The following is an 18,077-nucleotide window of genomic DNA, read 5'->3' as shown; positions in this document are numbered from 1 at the left end:
ATATATAAATTGTTTTACAATTAAAAAACTTTTACTTAACAATTTGGTAACATTGGAACAAAATTTAACATTGGAACATAAAAAAAGCGATATGAATTCATATCGCTTTTGCATTTTATTAACCGAAAACTAATTCATTACAAATTAGTATCTAATAATTCATGAACATCAGCTGAAGAAGGTCTCGGCGCATCTGCATTAATGATTTCACCGTTTTTACCTACCAAAATAAAACGCGGAATACCGTTGATCTGGTATTGCGTTACAAAATCCGATTTCCAACTATCGTCTGCAAAAAGTTGAATTCCTCCTAACTCTTTATCTGTAACAAATTTTTTCCATTTATCGTGATCTTTAAGAGCATCTACAGAAATACTTACAAAAGCAATGTTTTTACCATGGTATTTCTTTTCCAACTCTTTTAAATGTGGAATCTCTGCTCTACACGGACCACACCAAGTTGCCCAAACATCAATATAAACCAATTTCCCTTTTAGATCTTCCAACTTTGTTTTACCTCCTTTATGATTTTCATAATCAAAAGTCGGTGACGGTTTTCCATTCAATTTTTTGACTTTCTGTGATTCCTCATAATAAGCAGATAATGCTTTCATATTTTGCTCAAAAGTCGACTTGTATTGATTTACAAAAGTCTCTCCCAACTTCTTGTTACCTTCTAATTTAGCAGCTACATCACTTTTCTTTTTTTCGATAATTGCACTGAATTTATCTTCCGGTGAATTCAACAACGTATTAAAATCCATTTGTTCATCCTCAAGAGCCATCTGAGCGATAAAATTATTCTCTTCTGAACCTTTACCACTGTATTTTATAGATTCATCGAACTCTTTTGCATCCATAGTCAACGTCAGATCATAACCGTTTTTAAGATAAAGCTGGGTATACTCTGTTCCGTCAGACAATTGGTAGAAACCTTCTGCAACGGCAAACTTATCTTTAAAAACACCATTCTTATCGGCTACAATTATCTTCGTAAAACGATTTGCTCCTTTAATAATTAAAGAATCACCGTTTCTGTTCTCAATCTTAGCAGTAAATGTAACTGTATCATCATCAACCATAGCAAATGAAAACAGCGCAAAAACACATAATAAGGCAATTAGTTTTTTCATAATTAACGTTTAATTTTTGTAAAGTTACTCTTTTTAATGATTTTTGAAAAATAAAAAAGTTCCACAATAATTTCTTTACTGCACAGCTATACTGTTTTTTGTGTTATTTTTGCAAAAAATAAAGAAAAATGTATAGAAGTCATACTTGCGGCGAACTAAATGCCTCTCACATCAATACAGAAGTTACACTTGCCGGTTGGGTCCAAAAAACACGTGACAAAGGTTTCATGATTTGGGTTGATTTACGGGATCGATATGGTATTACCCAATTGATTTTTGACGAACAAAGAACAGACCTTTCTGTTTTTGAAAAAGCCAAAACATTAGGACGTGAGTTTGTAATCCAAGTAAAAGGGACTGTGATTGAACGCGAGTCGAAAAATAAAAATATAGCAACGGGTGATATCGAAATCCTTGTTTCCGAATTAAATATTTTAAATGAAGCTAAGCTTCCCCCTTTTACTATTGAAGACGAAACGGATGGCGGTGAAGACATCAGAATGAAATACCGTTATCTGGATATCAGAAGAAATCCTGTTAAGAACAACCTTCTATTCCGTCACAATGTGGCCATGGAAGTTCGCAAATATCTTTCGGAACAAGGTTTCTGTGAAGTAGAAACACCTTATCTGATCAAATCAACTCCTGAAGGAGCCCGTGATTTTGTGGTGCCAAGCCGTATGAACGAAGGTCAGTTTTATGCGTTACCTCAATCGCCGCAAACTTTCAAACAGTTGTTAATGGTAGGCGGAATGGATAAATATTTCCAAATCGTGAAATGTTTCCGTGATGAAGATCTACGCGCTGACCGTCAACCGGAATTTACACAGATTGACTGTGAAATGGCTTTCGTAGAACAGGAAGACATTTTAAATATGTTTGAAGGCTTAACACGTCATTTATTAAAAGAAGTAAAAGGTATTGATGTAGATAAATTTCCGAGAATTACCTATGACTACGCCATGAAAACTTATGGTAACGACAAACCGGATATTCGTTTCGGAATGAAATTCGGTGAGTTGAACGAAGTAGCACAACATAAAGATTTTGGTGTTTTCAACTCTGCGGAATTAGTAGTAGGAATTGCCGTTCCCGGTTGTAGTGAATACACTCGTAAACAAATTGATGAATTGATCGACTGGGTAAAACGACCGCAAGTTGGCGCTTCAGGAATGGTTTTCTGTAAATACAATGAAGATGGAACTTTAAAATCATCTGTAGATAAGTTCTACGATCAGGAAGATTTGAAAAAATGGGCTGAAATAACAGCTGCTCAACCTGGTGACCTCATCTTGGTTCTTTCCGGTCCTGCTCACAAAACGCGTACACAGCTAAGTGCTTTACGTATGGAATTGGGTAACCGTTTAGGTCTACGCAAACCAGATGAGTTTGCTCCACTTTGGGTGATTGATTTTCCTTTGTTAGAATGGGACGAAGAGAGTGCTCGCTACCATGCCATGCACCATCCGTTTACTTCACCGAAACCTGAAGACATTCATTTAATAGCAAATGATCCGGGAGCAATCAGAGCTAATGCTTACGATATGGTATTGAACGGAAATGAGATCGGTGGTGGTTCTATTCGTATCCATGATAAAGAGCTGCAAGCTAAAATGTTTGAACTATTAGGATTTACTAAAGAAGAAGCTGAAAACCAATTTGGATTCTTAATGAATGCTTTCCAGTACGGTGCTCCTCCGCATGGTGGTTTGGCTTTTGGTCTGGATCGTTTGGTTGCTATTTTAGGCGGACAGGAAACTATTCGTGATTTTATTGCTTTCCCTAAAAACAACAGTGGTCGCGATATCATGATAGACGCTCCGGCAACAATTGATGATGCTCAACTGGAAGAATTACATATTAAATTGAAATTATAATTTATATCTCCGACTTAAAGAGAAATCTCATAATCAAATGATGAGATTTCTCCAACCGGTCGAAATGACAAATTTGAAAATTTTCAGAAACTTCATTTTCTTTACAAAATGAAATACGTATTACAACTATTATTAGTTCTATTTTTCGGCCTTGTAGGATATGGTTTTTACCAAAATTCTTTCATTCCAAAATCCGGTGATAAATGGATTGGCTTAGGTGTTTTAGTTTTAGCTTTTGGCTTAATGCCTCTGTTCATAATTTATCGATATAAAAAAAGCAAGCTGAAAGAGTTTATTAACTCTAATATCGACAAAGGAAACAAAGAAAATTCTGAAGATCAGTAAATTTATATCCAAAAAAACTTTGTTATGTAATTAATAAGACTATCTTTGATTCATTATTAATTATTTTTATTTATTACTTTAATGCGAACAGGCACAATTAAATTCTTCAACGAAGAAAAAGGCTATGGTTTCATCACTGATGAAGAGACCGGAAAAGACATTTTCGTACACGCTACTGGTTTAAAAGTAGAAAAAGTTAACCAAGGTGAACGCGTAAGCTACGAAGAAGAAGATGGGAAAAAAGGTAAAATAGCTGCTCAGGTAGTAGTTATCGAAGAATAATATAGATTACTTATTAATTTTTGATTACCTTAAGGGAACAAAATCTCTGAGCAATTGCTCAGAGATTTTTTATTTTACACCCATTTTTTCTCAGCTTCAGTAGCGTCAAGAATATCTATTCCTAAAGCTAATTTAAAATGTTCCGCAACATCAAAAGCTTTACTTTTATCAGTCGTTTTAAAAAATGTAATGTGCTTATTTCTGTCGTAAAATAAATTTACCAGAATGATATCGTATTTCTGAGTAGTCTCTGCAGTAACAACCCTTATTGTTTGACCTTCTTTAGTTTTAAAAACCGAGATATATTCAAATTCCGGAATAGGTTTCCATTTTCCGATTTTCACACTGAATAAAGAATAAAAGGTTCTAAACTCTTTACTGGTTAAATTAATATCAGAACCTTCTGCTACATTTAATCCCAAACCAATAACTAAAAAGATCAAGGCCATTAAACTTCCGGTTCCTATTAACATTACAACTCCTAACAAAGCAAACACAATTCCAAAAAAGCGTTTTACAAAAGGAATTTCTTTCTGGTAGCTAATTATATTCATCTTCATATCTCATAAAAAAAGAGATTACAAAATTGTAACCTCTCTTCAAATTTAGTTGTTTTTAGTCTTATTTGAAAAAATATTTTAACCCGAATAGTACATTTCCTTTTGGCATCGGAATCATTCCTGCCTCTATATATTCTGCATTAAAAATATTATTCGCATACATGGACAATTCCACAGCTTTAATTTTATAACTGACATTGGCATCATATACATTATAGCTCATTCCAGCAGTTCGTTCTACATATCTATACGCAATTGTAGAATTAAACCCTTTAATCCAGTTCAGTATTAAACTACCTGTAAACTGATGTTTCATTGAGTTAATGGAATATTGTGAAAAATTAGCTTCGCTCTGTTTAACATCATTGTCCAGATACGAATATCCTAAATGTAACTTCTGCTTTAATTCATTGATTGTAAACTGATAATCCATTTGCGTTTCAAAACCTTTCGTATTTACATTTTGAATGTTCCTCGCCTGCCAGGCATCCGTCTCAGTCGCTCTGACATAGTCTATTAAATTATCTGCATCGCGATTAAATACAGCAAACGTCCAACTCAATCTATTGTTGATCCATTTCAGACCAACCTCTTCCGAAACGGCTTTTTCTGCCTCTAGATCAGGATTGCTGATGGTTGTAGGCGAAGTATAATACAAATTCGTATATGTAGGCACTCTGTAGGTATAACCTGCATTAGCGTAGGCTCTTATATTTTCAGAAACCTTCACTCCTAAATCAATTCCCGGAAATACCTGATTATCAAAATCAGAAAAATAGGATGCTGCAATTCCCGGAGTTATATCTAAAAGAGTATCAAAGAACTGAAAACGATGCTCTAAAAACAACGTTCCGATCTCTCTTTGGTTATCCCCTAAACGGTTACTTGAAATATAATATTTAGAGAACTCAAATCCGAAACCTGTAATTCCTGCTTTCGACTGATACGAACCGTTTAGTTCAGCCGCTATTTTATTAGTAATATGTAAATTTCTGTAGGCTGAAGGATTATCCCTGATATACAAATATTCGTCTTGGTTCCTCCTCCAATACACTTTTGGTTTCCATGTCCAATTTCCTTTTTTAATTGTAGTTGAAAATCCAATTAAACTCGCCTGTGTTTCTTCATATTGTTGGGTTGCAGTAGCAATTCCGTAAAAACCATTGGCTCCGAACTTTCGCTCGCTAAATGAGGTTATGAAATCTATTGGTAATTTGTTTGTATTAAACTGACTTTTTACAAAAACATTGGTGTTGTCGAAATCTGTATTTTCCCGATAGCCTTCTGAAAAGTTTTTACTAACATGAATTAAATGGCTTGATGTTTCCCGACGGATCGTTCCGGTAACTTCTCCTAAGAACTGATGGAACGAACCACCTTGAATTTTGGTTACCAATGAATTTTCAGGCGCGTCTTTGGTTACAATATTAATAGCTCCGTTAAAAGCATTTTGTCCGAAAATGCGAGCAGCCGATCCTTTTATAACTTCAATTCGTTTGATAACTTCAATTGGCAAAGCTAAATTCATCGTGTGGTGTCCTGTTTGCGCATCATCAACTTTAATCCCGTCGATCAATAACAAAGTTTGGTCAAAACTTCCGCCTCGGATGTATAAATCCGATTGCATTCCGCTGACACCCTGACGGCGAACATCTATTCCGGCTACCTGCTGCAAAGCATCCGCAACATTTGTTACTCCTGATCTTTGTATATCTTCAGCCGTTACAATTTGAATAGTTCTTGAATTCTCTTTAAAAGGCAAATCAATTCGGGAAGAACTCACGATAACTTCTTTTAAAGTATCGATGTTTTGATCTTCCTGTGCTTTTCCTATTAAAGAGAGCAGAATAAAGGGCCATAAAAAATATTTATTTTTCATAAACAGTAATTTGTATTCATTTTTTAACGGCACAAAATTCGTAACTTTCCGGACTAGCAAAATAGTCCAGTTTGAAAATAACAGATAGTCCGGTTAATACTTTTTTGAAGGAGAACATTCGTTTTGAAAAAAATAGCGAAACAGCGGTTTATATCCAAATCGCCCAACAAATCATTAATGCTATTCAGCGAGGTTATTTGGCTCGGGGAACTGCATTGCCCGGAACAAGAAGCTTCAGTCGGTTATTACAAGTACACCGAAATACTGTTGTAGCGATTTATGATGAATTGGCTTCACAAGGTTGGGTTGAGATAATCCCAAATAAAGGTACTTTTATTTTGGTTCCCGAACAAAAAACCGTAACAATAAAAGCAACGCACCAGCATGCTAGCCCCGTTAATGATTACGCTCCGAAAACAGGTTTCCCTTTTCAATCTTCCTTTCATCTGGCATCTACAGAAGAAGTATCAACTACTAAATATAATATAAATGATGGTCAGCCGGATTTGAGACTGCACCCTGTTCACCAATTTTCAAAATGGTATAGTGCTTCTATGAAACGTAAATCTTTGCTCTCTAAATGGAATCAAACGACAACTTCAACGCATTCAAATTTTGAAACACAACTGAGCAACTATCTAAATATAACGCGTGGTTTTCACATTCAACCATGTAATATAATGAATACACGTAGCACAGAAATGAGTTTATACATTGTCTCCCAACTGCTCATTCGCCCGGATGATGTTATTCTTGTGGGAAACCTGAGTCATTATGCCGCCAATATGATTTTTCAACAGGCCGGAGCTATCATTAAAACTATTCCTGTTGATGAAAAAGGTCTTGATATTGATTATATCTCAAAACACTTTACCAAAGGCTCTATTCGCTGTATCTATGTTTGTTCTAATCGTCACTATCCTACTACCCGGACGCTGAGTGCTGAAAGACGCCTGAAACTATTAGAATTGGCTAAAAACCATCAATTTGCTATTATTGAAGATGACTTTGATTACGATTTTCAATTTGAAGGTTCAGCCATGCTTCCTATGGCAAGCTCAGATATTAACGGAATGGTAATTTATTTAGGAAAACTGGGACAATCACTGTTTCCTAGCTTTCAAACCGGATTTGTTGTGGCTCCTCAAAATTTAATTACAGAAGCTAAAAACTATTTACAAATGCTGGACCGCCAAGGAGATCTGATTCAGGAACAAATGCTCTCGGAATTGATCCATGAAGGCGAAATTTATCGATTATTAAAGAAAAACATAATGGTTTACAAACAAAGACGTGATCTTCTCTGCAAATGTCTGAATACGTATTTCGGGAAAGCTATTCAATGGAAGAAACCTAACGGAGGACTGGCTGTATGGTTAGAATTTGAACCAAAGATATCTTTGGTTCAATTAACAGAAGAAGCCCGAAAAGAAGATTTGTTTTTACCTAAGACCATTTTATATCAAGATAAGGATATATGCTCTATTCGTTTTGGCTTTGGACATCTGAATGAAGAAGAAATAGAAATTGCAGTTCTAAAATTAAGAACTGCATATAACAGAATTACAAATGTATTGCGATAGAATTTCTGAAATATTCCATTTCAGGCTGAATTATTTTGTGTAGTTTTGATTAGAATTTCAAAGTATCAAAACAGAAATAATATGAAAAAGCAATTTGTTCTTATACTCATCGGCCTTGTATTAGTTTTAGTGGGAATAGCCCTGAAATTAAAATTTGTTGCTTATGCTGATACAATTATTTTAGCCGGAGTGGGCTGTGAAATTGTCTTTTTAGTACTCACAATAAAAAAAGCAATGAGAGAACGGTTTAAAAAGTAAATTTCTTCCAATAAAAAAATCCTATCTGAATAAGATAGGATTTTTATTTTGACTTATGTTAAAGCTTAATCTGCTAAAACAATAATTTTGTTGTCTTGTAACTCAATGGTTCCGGAACTGATCGGCAACCAATAATTCTGCTCGCTTACTTTAGTGAATTTAGAAACAAATTCTTTTTCGATCTTAAAGTTCTGAGCATTGATTTTTATATTCCCTTTAGTTAATAATGACACAATAGGTGCGTGATTGTTTAACATTTGGAATTCACCATTAACACCCGGAACTGCTACTGAAGTAACTTCTCCTTTAAACAATGTTGCTTCTGGTGATACTATTTCTAAAATCATACTTTTCAAATTGATAATTAATAATTGCCAATGGATAATTATTGTCAACTATCAATTGTTAATTGTACATTGATTAAGCTTCTGCTAACATTTTTTCTCCGGCTTCAATAGCTTCTTCGATAGTACCTTTAAGGTTGAATGCTGCTTCCGGTAAGTGATCTAATTCACCGTCCATAATCATGTTAAAACCTTTGATAGTATCTTTAATATCTACTAATACACCAGGGATTCCTGTAAATTGCTCAGCAACGTGGAAAGGTTGAGATAAGAAACGTTGTACACGACGCGCTCTAGCTACAGCCAATTTATCATCTTCTGATAACTCTTCCATACCTAAGATAGCGATAATATCTTGTAATTCTTTATAACGTTGTAAAATCTCTTTTACTCTTTGTGCACAAGCATAGTGTTCTTTACCTAAAACTTCAGGAGTTAAGATACGAGAAGTAGAATCTAATGGATCTACCGCAGGATAAATACCTAACTCTGCAATTTTACGAGACAATACCGTTGTAGCATCTAAGTGGGCGAAAGTAGTAGCCGGCGCCGGGTCAGTTAAGTCATCCGCAGGTACATAAACCGCTTGTACAGAAGTAATAGACCCTCTTTTTGTTGAAGTAATACGCTCCTGCATAGCTCCCATCTCAGTAGCCAATGTTGGCTGGTAACCTACCGCAGACGGCATACGTCCTAATAATGCTGACACCTCAGAACCTGCTTGTGTAAAACGGAAGATGTTATCAACGAAGAACAATACGTCTTTCCCTTGATCTTCACCGGCACCATCACGGAAATATTCAGCAATAGTTAAACCTGATAACGCCACACGAGCACGAGCCCCGGTGGTTCATTCATCTGACCGAAAACGAAAGTAGCTTTAGAATCTCTCATTCCGTTTTTGTCAACTTTAGTTAAATCCCATCCTCCATTTTCCATAGAGTGCATGAAATCTTCACCATATTTAATAATACCAGATTCTAACATCTCTCTTAAAAGGTCATTTCCTTCACGAGTTCTTTCACCTACTCCGGCGAAAACTGACAAACCTCCGTGACCTTTTGCAATATTGTTAATCAACTCCTGGATCAATACTGTTTTACCTACTCCGGCACCTCCGAACAAACCGATCTTACCTCCTTTTGCATAAGGCTCAATCAAATCGATTACTTTAATACCTGTAAATAAAACTTCTGTTGAAGTTGATAATTCATCAAATTTTGGCGCTGGTCTGTGAATTGGCAAACCATTAGCACCTTCTTTAGGTAAATTACCTAAACCATCGATAGCATCACCAATTACATTAAATAAACGTCCGAAAACTTCTTGACCAACCGGCATTTGGATTGCAGCTCCGGTAGCCACAACTTCAGTTCCTCTTGACAAACCATCAGTAGAGTCCATTGAAATTGTACGAACGGTGTCCTCACCAATATGTGATTGTACTTCTAAAACTAATTTAGAACCATCAGCTTTAGCGATTTCTAATGAATCATAAATCTTAGGAAGCTCAGCATTTTCAGTGTTAAACACCACATCTACAACTGGCCCGATAATTTTTGCAACTTTTCCTGTGAATTTAGACATTGCTTATGTATTTATTTAATAGCTATTTACCTAATGAAAAACACTTCTATTTTTCAGAGTGCAAAGATAGTTTTTTTAAAAACAATTTTGCAATTTATTTTTTGTGTTTTTTGTAATAAAAATAGAAAAACAAGCAAATTTAGTATAGTTTCTTTTACCTGCTTTCAAAATTTATCTACATCGTTATCGTAAAAGGTTCTTTTTTTACTTATTTCTTTTGCATAATAAAAAAGCGAAACTTAAAGTTTCGCTTTTTTATTATTATTACCTATTCTACAGTTACTGATTTTGCTAAATTTCTTGGCTGATCTACATTACAGCCGCGCATGACTGCAATGTGATACGATAACAATTGAAGAGGTATCGTTGTCAACAAAGGGGTTAAGGCTTCATTCGTTTCCGGTATTTCAATAACATGATCCGCTAACTCTTTTACCTGCACATCTCCTTTAGTTACTACGGCAATAATCTTACCGCTTCTTGATTTGATCTCTTGTATATTACTCACTACCTTATCATAATGCCCTTTATTAGGAGCAATAACCACAACCGGCATTGACTCATCGATCAATGCTATAGGACCGTGCTTCATTTCCGCTGCCGGATAACCTTCTGCATGTATATAAGAGATCTCTTTTAATTTTAAAGCACCTTCTAAGGCTACTGGGAAATTATATCCTCTTCCTAAATACAAACAGTTTGTTGCATCTTTATAAATTGAAGCTACTTCTTTTGCTACTTCATTACTTTTCAAAGCTTCTTCCACTTTTTCAGGAATTAACTCTAATTCTAACAAATACCTTTGGTAATCAGAATTTGACATTTTACCGTTTGCTTTCGCCAAACGTAATGCTATTAAAGTAAGAACTGTGATCTGTGTTGTAAAAGCTTTTGTTGATGCCACACCGATCTCAGGACCTGCATGGGTATAAGCTCCCGCATGTGTCTCTCTGGAAATTGACGAACCGACAACATTACAAACACCAAACACAAAGGCTCCATTCTCTTTAGCCAGTTTAATGGCGGCTAATGTATCTGCTGTTTCTCCTGATTGTGAAATAGCTATAACAACATCGTCTTTGTTTATAATAGGATTGCGGTAGCGAAATTCTGAGGCATACTCTACTTCGACCGGTATACGGGCAAATTCTTCCAGCACATATTCAGCGACTAAACCGGCATGCCACGATGTTCCGCAAGCTACTATGATGATCCTTTCAGCATTTAAGAATTTCTCCAGATTATCTTCCACACCAGCCATCTGCACAATTCCTTTATTCGCTAATAAACGTCCGCGATATGTATCTTTAATAACATTCGGTTGCTCATAAATTTCTTTAAGCATGAAGTGCTCATATCCTCCTTTTTCAATTTGCTCTAAATTCATTTGGAGCTCCTGAACATAAGGGTCTACTTCTGAGTCATCCTTAATTTTATGAACTTTAAGCGGTTTATTTAAACGCACAATAGCCATTTCTTCATCTTCTAAATAAATGGCATTTGAAGTATATTCAATAAAAGGCGAAGCATCAGATGCGATGAAAAACTCTTCATCTCCGATCCCGATAGCTAAAGGAGAACCTAAACGAGCTACTACAATTTCATTCGGCTTTTGTTTATCCATCACTGCAATAGCATAAGCACCAACAACCTGATTCAGTGCGATCTGGACTGCTTTTCCTAATTTTACATTTTCCTTTTTCTTAACATCTTCAATCAGATTAACCAAAACTTCAGTATCTGTATCTGATTTGAATGTATATCCTCTTTTTATTAGTTCTTTTTTTATAGGCTCGTAATTCTCAATGATTCCATTATGAATAATTACAAGATTCCCCGAATTTGAAAAATGCGGATGAGAGTTTACATCATTCGGAACGCCATGAGTAGCCCAACGTGTATGACCTAATCCTATCTTGCCTTTTAATGTTCCTTCCTTCTCTGCTTTTTCTTCTAAATCTGAAACTTTTCCTTTAGTTTTTGAAAGTTTCAGATCAGTTCCGTCATAAAGCACAATTCCTGCACTATCATACCCTCTGTACTCTAGGCGCTTTAGCCCTTTAATCAAAACAGGATATGCTTCTCTGTGACCGATATAACCAACAATTCCGCACATAAAAAATTAATTAGGTTCTGTATAATAAATTTCGAGCTTTAATCTATTTTCTTCAAGAACACTAGGGTCATTTCCGTAAACTACTGTCCCTAAAGGGTTCATTATACTTGACAAAGGTACTGTTTCAACAGTGAAATCAGCACTCCCGCTTGGAATAGCCACCGGTAGATCAAATGTATTCCTTAAATTATAATTAGCCACATTAGCAATGGTTTCAGTAACTGCTAAGCCTAACCTGATATTCTTAAGATCTTCTATATCTTCACTTTGCAACAAATTATTAATGTAGTACAATAATCTGAATTTGTAAACTGTTCCTACATCATTATCATCAACCTCTAAAATACCTCCAAAAACATATTTATTATATTTAGCATCTGAAGCAGTGGTTGAGTCGTACGTATAATCTAATAAAACAGTATTATTAGTTGCGTCATACAAATAGATTCTTTTAGCCTCTTCATCAAAATTTATTACATCATTAGCTATTGTAAATGTCAAAACCGCATCGTTAACCATCCAACCATGCTCTCTTATTTCATCTAATTCATCTGCCACTCCGTTACCATCGGTATCATCTGTCCCAAACAAATCAATAAATGCCACTGATCCGTTACCTCCTTTTAAATACAACATTTCATCATTTGAATTTGCTGTATTTAAGACATTTTGGTAATTAGTATTATATGTATTGTCTAAAAAATTAACTGTATTTCCACTTAAATTAAGTTTTAAAGATTTTTTCTTCAAATCAGCACTGGCACTAGCTCTGGAATGATATTGTATCACTATATAACCCGAAGAAAAATCTAATTTTGCTAATGCACCGGCTGCACCGGAATTAGGTGTTACTTGAAAATACAAACCTCTGAAATACTCTTTGAAGTTATTATTATTAAACAAATCTGTTGAATTAGCTTCTAAAACTCTTGTCAAAAAATGATTTTTATCCAAATCAAGCCACATACCCGGCTTCATTCGTTCTTTAACAACTCTTTGACTAAAATCTATAGTTGTATTTCCGTCTGAATCCAAAAAATGACCTTCGCCATCCGTTTCGTAAATAACAATTTCATCTCCTAGAAATTTAAACTGATTGTTCTGAGATGTATTGGTTGAAGTATTCAATTGAGTACTTACTAAGTTCCCTTCAATTAAGTTTTTATCATCAGAATAATATCTTTGTATTTCTGAAGGATTTACAGCGTCATAACTTCTTAAAAGATAACCACTTTCATAGATTTTCAAATCAAAAGAATCACTTAAGTTCCCGTGTATCGAGTCGAGACTATAAGTATTGTTTCCGCTATCATCAGTATCTTCAAGAGTACTAAAATAAGGCACATATAGGTAAACCGAATCGATTGCTTGAATTTCAATATCAATTCCTAAATCCGGGTCTGTACTATTTAATTCCAACTGTGTTACAAAACTAGCCTTAGTTGTACCAAAAACAGGATCTTCAAACACTCCTAAAGCATTTAAAGGCATATTATTAGTCTGCACAGGACCGGTAGCTCTTGTATAAGCCGTCAAGTGCTGAACCGGATATCTGTTAAAATTATAATTTCCGTCGCCTATCAAATCAGCCCCGACAGTGTTAAAGTCTTTATCACAAGACACTAACGAAAGTAACATCAACCCTAAAAACCCTAATACTTTTTTTCTTTTCATCCTGACTTTAAAATGTTTTAAAATAAATTCTTTCGAATAAAATCAACGTATTCATCTTTGATTTTATCTTTTGGTTCGAAAGGTAAAAAAGGTTTTTCTGAAGTTTCTATATATTTTGTTAAATTTGGATTCAGCTCTTCTGAACCTATAATTAACGCATCTGAATGATCAATTGTTAACTTCATCAAATTTTCAAACGTAGGATCTTCAACTGTTTTTAAAGCGTTTTCTCCAATAGCATCAAATGCTAATTTATCTTTGAAATTTGTTTCTAATGCGCCTTCGAATCCGGAATTATAAATAGAGCTTACGATTTTAGTATCTGTAAAAATCCCTTCATTTTTATAATAATGCTTCAAATAAACCGGCAACAATGCTGCCATCCAACCATGTACATGAATTACATCCGGTACCCAATTCAATTTCTTTACCGTTTCCACAACCCCTTTTGCAAAAAAGATAGCTCTCTCATCATTGTCTGTAAAGAAATTCCCTTCTTCATCTGAAAAAGTTGCTTTTCTTTTAAAATATTCATCATTATCAATAAAATAAACCTGAATACGCTCTTTAGGAATTGAAGCAACTTTGATAATTAAAGGCATATCCATATCATTTACCACTAAATTCATCCCTGAAAGACGAATTACCTCATGCAGCTGATGCCTTCTCTCATTAATATTTCCGTATCTAGGCATAAAGATTCGTATTTGCCCACCCAGATCATTAATCATCTTAGGGAATTCATACGACTGTATTGACACTTCATTTTCTGCCAAATATGGCACTACTTCAGATGATACATATAATATCCTCTTGTCTTTCATAATATTTTGTTTATCAAATTGCTCTCAAAAAACATGCAAAATTACAAAAATTTATGGACTTATCCATTAAAATAGTAAGTTTGCACCGCAAACATAATATTTACACGATGTTTATTTTTAACGATAAGGACTCATTAGAAGCTTTTCTAAACCCTTTAATTAATCAAAAAAAGACCATTGGTTTTGTCCCTACTATGGGGCTCTGCACGAGGGACATCAATCATTAATAAAAAGATCTGTAGCAGAAAACGAAATAACCGTTATTAGCATTTTTGTTAATCCGACTCAATTTAATAACACCGAAGATTTAGAAAAATACCCGAGAACACTTGATCAGGATATTGACAAAGTAAAAGAAATAAATGATCTTATTTTAATATATGCTCCCACAGTAGAAGATATTTATGGTAAATCTCCCATTGCCGAGCATTTTAATTTTGATGGTTTAGAATTACAAATGGAGGGAAAACAAAGACCGGGTCATTTTGACGGAGTAGGAACTATTATCAAAAAACTATTTGCGACCATTAAACCTACAAGAGCATATTTCGGAGAAAAAGATTTCCAGCAGCTTCAGATCATCAAAAAATTAGTCAGCAAAGAAAAACTACCGGTAAAAATAGTTGGCTGTCCTATTCACAGAGCTTCTAGCGGTTTAGCCATGAGTTCCCGCAACGAAAGACTTTCCGCTGACGCTAAAGAAAAAGCTGCTTTTATTTACAAGGTCTTACAAGAAGCCAAAGAACAATTTCAACAACGCTCTGCAAAAGAAGTAATTGATTTTGTATACACCACTTTTGAGAAAGAACCTGACTTTGAATTGGAATATTTTGAGATCGCAGATGAAGAAACGCTTTTGTCATGCATTGAGAAAGATCCTCATAAAAAATATAGGGGATTTATTACTGCCTTTATCGAAAACATACGATTAATAGATAATATTGCCCTGTATTAAATTAACCCAAATTTCTCAATTCTTTTCTTTTAGTTAAAAAATTACATAATTTATTTGAAGATAATTACCTTTGCACCATGCAAATTCAAGTAGTAAAATCAAAAATTCACAGAGTGACCGTTACCGGTGCCGACCTAAATTACATCGGTAGCATTACCATTGATGAAGCTTTACTAGAAGCTTCTAATATCATTGAAGGTGAAAAAGTTCAAATTGTTAACATTAACAACGGTGAACGATTAGAAACATACGCTATTAAAGGTCCTCGAAATTCTGGTGAGATCACTTTAAACGGTCCTGCTGCCCGAAAAGTACACAGAGGAGATATCGTTATCATTATCTCTTATGGTTTAATGGACTTTGAAGCAGCAAAAACATTTAAGCCTACAATTGTTTTCCCTAACGAGAAGGATAATTCTTTAACTTAAAACTTGAAAAAGTTCAAAAAAATACTTAGTGTATTGCTACCTATTTTATTAGGAGCTATGCTGATAGTATATGAATTTAACAAGTTTTCCGACGATCAGATCGAACAAATGAAACACTCCATCTACGGAGCTGATTACTCTTTCATCTTATTGTCCGGAATTTTATCCTTTTTAGGCTATGCCTTGCGGGCTTATCGCTGGAAATACACTTTGGAATATGTCGGTTATCCGGCAGATTTTAAGTTCAATCTAACCGCTGTAAGCATTGGTTATTTTTTAAATTTAACCATTCCCCGATCAGGAGAAATCTCAAGAGCTGCTCTTTTAACCAAATACAAAGATGTCCCTTTTGACAAAGGCTTCGGAACCATTATTTCTGAAAGAATAATTGACTTTATTGTATTACTCTTATTCATATTAACTGCTGTTTCAATTGAATTCCACACTTTAAAAGCTTTCCTGTTAGAAAACATTCCTCTGAAACCATTAATTATTTTAGGTGTTTTAGGATTTACAGCAGCATTTATCGGGATTTACCTGCTTATCTTTTCAAAATGGAAATTCATTTTAACCATTAAATCAAAGATATCCGGTTTAACGGAAGGCATGTTAAGCGTTTTTAAAATGCCTCGCAAATGGATGTTTCTATTCCAGACTTTTTTAATCTGGTTTACTTATATCTTAATGTTCTACTCTGTTGTATTTGCCCTGCAGGAAACCAGAATGATCTCTTTCAATGCTGTAATTGTTGCATTTGTAATCGGCAGTTTAACCATTGCATTTACTAACGGTGGATTTGGTTTTTTCCCTGTTTTGATCGCTAAGATCCTTTTTCTATATAACATTCCCGAAGAATCAGGACAAGCATTCGGCTGGGTTGTCTGGACCTCTCAACTAATCATTACAATTCTTCTCGGAGGAATTGCCTTTTTAATTTTATCAACCTTTACGAAAAAAGAAATTAATTAGTATATTGCTTTTAATTTCTGTAAAAACAACTCCCCATGAGAACAGCACTTTTATTATTATTGTTTTCCATTACTTCTATTGGCTTTTCGCAAACTTTTCGCGAAACCATCGAATCTAAAAAACTAGGTGAAGCCCGAGAATTTAATGTCGTTCTTCCTCCCGGTTACGAACAAAATATAGATAAAAAATACCCCGTTTTAGTCATATTGGACGGAGAATATCTAGCCAGTCCGTTTACCGGAATTTTAAAATATGGTGCTTATTGGGACGATCTGCCGGAAATGATCGTTGTTTCGGTTTTCCAAAACGGAGACAAACGCTTTCAGGACAGCGAATTTGACGAAGCCGGACTTCCTTCAGGAACGGGAGCCAATTTCTTCGAATTTATCGGCTTTGAATTACTCCCTTACGTTGAAGGGAAGTATAGAACCCAACCTTTCAGAATTATAGCTGGTCACGATACAACCGCCGGATTTTTAAACTTCTATCTGTATAAAGACAACCCCATTTTTAACGGTTATATCTCTTTAGCGCCCGAATTTGCACCCGATATGGAAAAAAGAGTAGCTGACAGATTAGCTGTTATCACGAAACCTATTTTCTACTATCAAGCCTCCGGAGAAGGTGATTTAAAAGAATTGCAGGAGCGCGCGGCTATTTTGGACCAAAATATCAATGCAATACCCGATAAAAGTTTTAAATACCGTTCTGATATTATCAAAGGAGCTTCTCACTATTCTTTAGTAGCTCAGGCTATACCGCAGGCACTCTATTTCATATTTGACGGCTACCAACCTATTTCAATGGTAGAATTTCAGGAAAAGATCTTAAAACTGGATTCAGGTTATGCTCAATATTTAATTGACAAATACAAAAATTTAGAAGAAAAACTAGGCTTAAAGATACAGCCTCGTCTAACGGATTTTAAAGCAATTGAAGCGGCTATCATAAAAAACAAAGCATATCCGGAACTACAGGAACTTTCAAAATATGCTGAAAAGCAATATCCGAAGACAACTTTAAGTATCTACCACCAAGCATTGTATTATGAAAAAATGGGAGAATACAAAAAAGCCGTTAAAGAATACAAAAGAGCCTTTTCAAGAGAACCTATTCGTGAACTGACTAAAGATTTTATGTTATCCAGAGCTGAAAGCTTAAAAGACAAAGAAGACGACTCTAAAGTAGAAGAATACGCAGAACCACTACCGGAAGAAGGTACAACGGAAGATGGCAGCGAGAAAAAAGAAGGAGAAGAATAAA

At 34.9% G+C, this 18,077-nt stretch carries 15 protein-coding genes and 2 pseudogenes; 9 read left to right on the top strand and 8 right to left on the bottom strand.

Going from position 1 to position 18,077, the window contains the following annotated elements:
- Positions 1-137: 137 nt before the first annotated feature.
- Entirely contained in the window at positions 138-1,133 is a 996-nt protein-coding gene (locus DI487_RS07690; RefSeq protein ID WP_109569121.1) for a TlpA family protein disulfide reductase, read from the bottom strand.
- A 128-nt stretch (positions 1,134-1,261) separates the two neighbouring features.
- Here DI487_RS07690 and aspS point away from each other — a divergent pair, with 128 nt between their 5' ends.
- From aspS to DI487_RS07675, 3 genes are all read left to right on the top strand, one after another.
- A complete protein-coding gene (aspS, locus tag DI487_RS07685) occupies positions 1,262-3,010 on the top strand; it encodes an aspartate--tRNA ligase (protein WP_109569120.1) in 1,749 nt (582 codons plus the stop codon).
- 108 nt (positions 3,011-3,118) lie between these two features.
- The gene (locus tag DI487_RS07680) at positions 3,119-3,355 is read left to right on the top strand and encodes a hypothetical protein (protein ID WP_109569119.1); all 237 of its coding nucleotides are present in this window, start codon (positions 3,119-3,121) and stop codon (positions 3,353-3,355) included.
- A gap of 81 nt (positions 3,356-3,436) precedes the next feature.
- Positions 3,437-3,637, top strand: coding sequence for a cold-shock protein (locus DI487_RS07675; RefSeq protein WP_109569118.1), 201 nt, complete (start codon positions 3,437-3,439; stop codon positions 3,635-3,637).
- A 74-nt stretch (positions 3,638-3,711) separates the two neighbouring features.
- Here the strand turns inward: DI487_RS07675 and DI487_RS07670 are convergent, their stop codons facing one another.
- Both DI487_RS07670 and DI487_RS07665 read right to left on the bottom strand, forming a co-directional pair.
- Positions 3,712-4,197, bottom strand: coding sequence for a hypothetical protein (locus DI487_RS07670; protein WP_218925793.1), 486 nt, complete (start codon positions 4,195-4,197; stop codon positions 3,712-3,714).
- Between the two features lie 61 nt (positions 4,198-4,258).
- Positions 4,259-6,076 (bottom strand): TonB-dependent receptor plug domain-containing protein, encoded by a 1,818-nt coding sequence (locus DI487_RS07665; RefSeq protein WP_109570634.1) that lies wholly within the window; start codon positions 6,074-6,076, stop codon positions 4,259-4,261.
- Between the two features lie 77 nt (positions 6,077-6,153).
- Here DI487_RS07665 and DI487_RS07660 point away from each other — a divergent pair, with 77 nt between their 5' ends.
- Together DI487_RS07660 and DI487_RS16030 are read left to right on the top strand one after the other, a co-directional pair.
- On the top strand, positions 6,154-7,659 hold the full coding sequence (locus DI487_RS07660; RefSeq protein ID WP_109570633.1) for an aminotransferase-like domain-containing protein: 1,506 nt from the start codon (positions 6,154-6,156) through the stop codon (positions 7,657-7,659).
- Positions 7,660-7,740: 81 nt separating this feature from the next.
- Positions 7,741-7,917, top strand: a complete 177-nt coding sequence (locus DI487_RS16030; RefSeq protein WP_170108184.1) for a hypothetical protein — start codon at positions 7,741-7,743, stop codon at positions 7,915-7,917.
- 65 nt (positions 7,918-7,982) lie between these two features.
- Here DI487_RS16030 and DI487_RS07655 read toward each other — a convergent pair whose 3' ends face one another.
- From DI487_RS07655 to DI487_RS07635, 5 genes and pseudogenes are all read right to left on the bottom strand, one after another.
- The gene (locus DI487_RS07655) at positions 7,983-8,264 is read right to left on the bottom strand and encodes a F0F1 ATP synthase subunit epsilon (RefSeq protein WP_109569116.1); all 282 of its coding nucleotides are present in this window, start codon (positions 8,262-8,264) and stop codon (positions 7,983-7,985) included.
- Positions 8,265-8,337: 73 nt separating this feature from the next.
- A pseudogene (atpD, locus tag DI487_RS07650) lies at positions 8,338-9,848 on the bottom strand (F0F1 ATP synthase subunit beta).
- A gap of 268 nt (positions 9,849-10,116) precedes the next feature.
- Entirely contained in the window at positions 10,117-11,964 is a 1,848-nt protein-coding gene (gene glmS / locus DI487_RS07645; RefSeq protein ID WP_109569115.1) for a glutamine--fructose-6-phosphate transaminase (isomerizing), read from the bottom strand.
- A 6-nt stretch (positions 11,965-11,970) separates the two neighbouring features.
- Complete coding sequence (locus DI487_RS07640; protein ID WP_109569114.1) at positions 11,971-13,638, bottom strand: DUF4270 domain-containing protein; 1,668 nt, start codon at positions 13,636-13,638, stop codon at positions 11,971-11,973.
- Positions 13,639-13,655: 17 nt separating this feature from the next.
- Positions 13,656-14,462: a glycogen/starch synthase gene (locus DI487_RS07635; RefSeq protein WP_109569113.1), complete on the bottom strand. Its 807-nt coding sequence runs from the start codon at positions 14,460-14,462 to the stop codon at positions 13,656-13,658.
- Positions 14,463-14,569: 107 nt separating this feature from the next.
- Between DI487_RS07635 and panC the strand changes: the two are divergent.
- From panC to DI487_RS07615, 4 genes and pseudogenes are all read left to right on the top strand, one after another.
- Positions 14,570-15,417 (top strand): annotated as a pseudogene (gene panC, locus DI487_RS07630) (pantoate--beta-alanine ligase).
- A 77-nt stretch (positions 15,418-15,494) separates the two neighbouring features.
- A complete protein-coding gene (gene panD, locus DI487_RS07625; RefSeq protein ID WP_109569112.1) occupies positions 15,495-15,845 on the top strand; it encodes an aspartate 1-decarboxylase in 351 nt (116 codons plus the stop codon).
- A gap of 3 nt (positions 15,846-15,848) precedes the next feature.
- The gene (locus tag DI487_RS07620) at positions 15,849-16,814 is read left to right on the top strand and encodes a lysylphosphatidylglycerol synthase transmembrane domain-containing protein (protein WP_245896557.1); all 966 of its coding nucleotides are present in this window, start codon (positions 15,849-15,851) and stop codon (positions 16,812-16,814) included.
- A 35-nt stretch (positions 16,815-16,849) separates the two neighbouring features.
- Entirely contained in the window at positions 16,850-18,076 is a 1,227-nt protein-coding gene (locus DI487_RS07615; protein ID WP_109569110.1) for an alpha/beta hydrolase, read from the top strand.
- Position 18,077 lies beyond the last annotated feature (1 nt).

Source organism: Flavobacterium sediminis, from assembly GCF_003148385.1.
Lineage (GTDB): Bacteria > Bacteroidota > Bacteroidia > Flavobacteriales > Flavobacteriaceae > Flavobacterium > Flavobacterium sediminis.
This window is presented reverse-complemented; position numbering and strand designations above follow the sequence as displayed.

Bases quoted from the DNA above. Each gene is read 5' to 3' on its own strand.
- DI487_RS07690 (WP_109569121.1), bottom strand. From the start codon at position 1,133: ATGAAAAAACTAATTGCCTTATTATGTGTTTTTGCGCTGTTTTCATTT.
- aspS (WP_109569120.1), top strand. From the start codon at position 1,262: ATGTATAGAAGTCATACTTGCGGCGAACTAAATGCCTCTCACATCAAT.
- DI487_RS07680 (WP_109569119.1), top strand. From the start codon at position 3,119: ATGAAATACGTATTACAACTATTATTAGTTCTATTTTTCGGCCTTGTA.
- DI487_RS07675 (WP_109569118.1), top strand. From the start codon at position 3,437: ATGCGAACAGGCACAATTAAATTCTTCAACGAAGAAAAAGGCTATGGT.
- DI487_RS07670 (WP_218925793.1), bottom strand. From the start codon at position 4,197: ATGAAGATGAATATAATTAGCTACCAGAAAGAAATTCCTTTTGTAAAA.
- DI487_RS07665 (WP_109570634.1), bottom strand. From the start codon at position 6,076: ATGAAAAATAAATATTTTTTATGGCCCTTTATTCTGCTCTCTTTAATA.
- DI487_RS16030 (WP_170108184.1), top strand. From the start codon at position 7,741: ATGAAAAAGCAATTTGTTCTTATACTCATCGGCCTTGTATTAGTTTTA.
- DI487_RS07655 (WP_109569116.1), bottom strand. From the start codon at position 8,264: ATGATTTTAGAAATAGTATCACCAGAAGCAACATTGTTTAAAGGAGAA.
- glmS (WP_109569115.1), bottom strand. From the start codon at position 11,964: ATGTGCGGAATTGTTGGTTATATCGGTCACAGAGAAGCATATCCTGTT.
- DI487_RS07640 (WP_109569114.1), bottom strand. From the start codon at position 13,638: ATGAAAAGAAAAAAAGTATTAGGGTTTTTAGGGTTGATGTTACTTTCG.
- DI487_RS07635 (WP_109569113.1), bottom strand. From the start codon at position 14,462: ATGAAAGACAAGAGGATATTATATGTATCATCTGAAGTAGTGCCATAT.
- panD (WP_109569112.1), top strand. From the start codon at position 15,495: ATGCAAATTCAAGTAGTAAAATCAAAAATTCACAGAGTGACCGTTACC.
- DI487_RS07615 (WP_109569110.1), top strand. From the start codon at position 16,850: ATGAGAACAGCACTTTTATTATTATTGTTTTCCATTACTTCTATTGGC.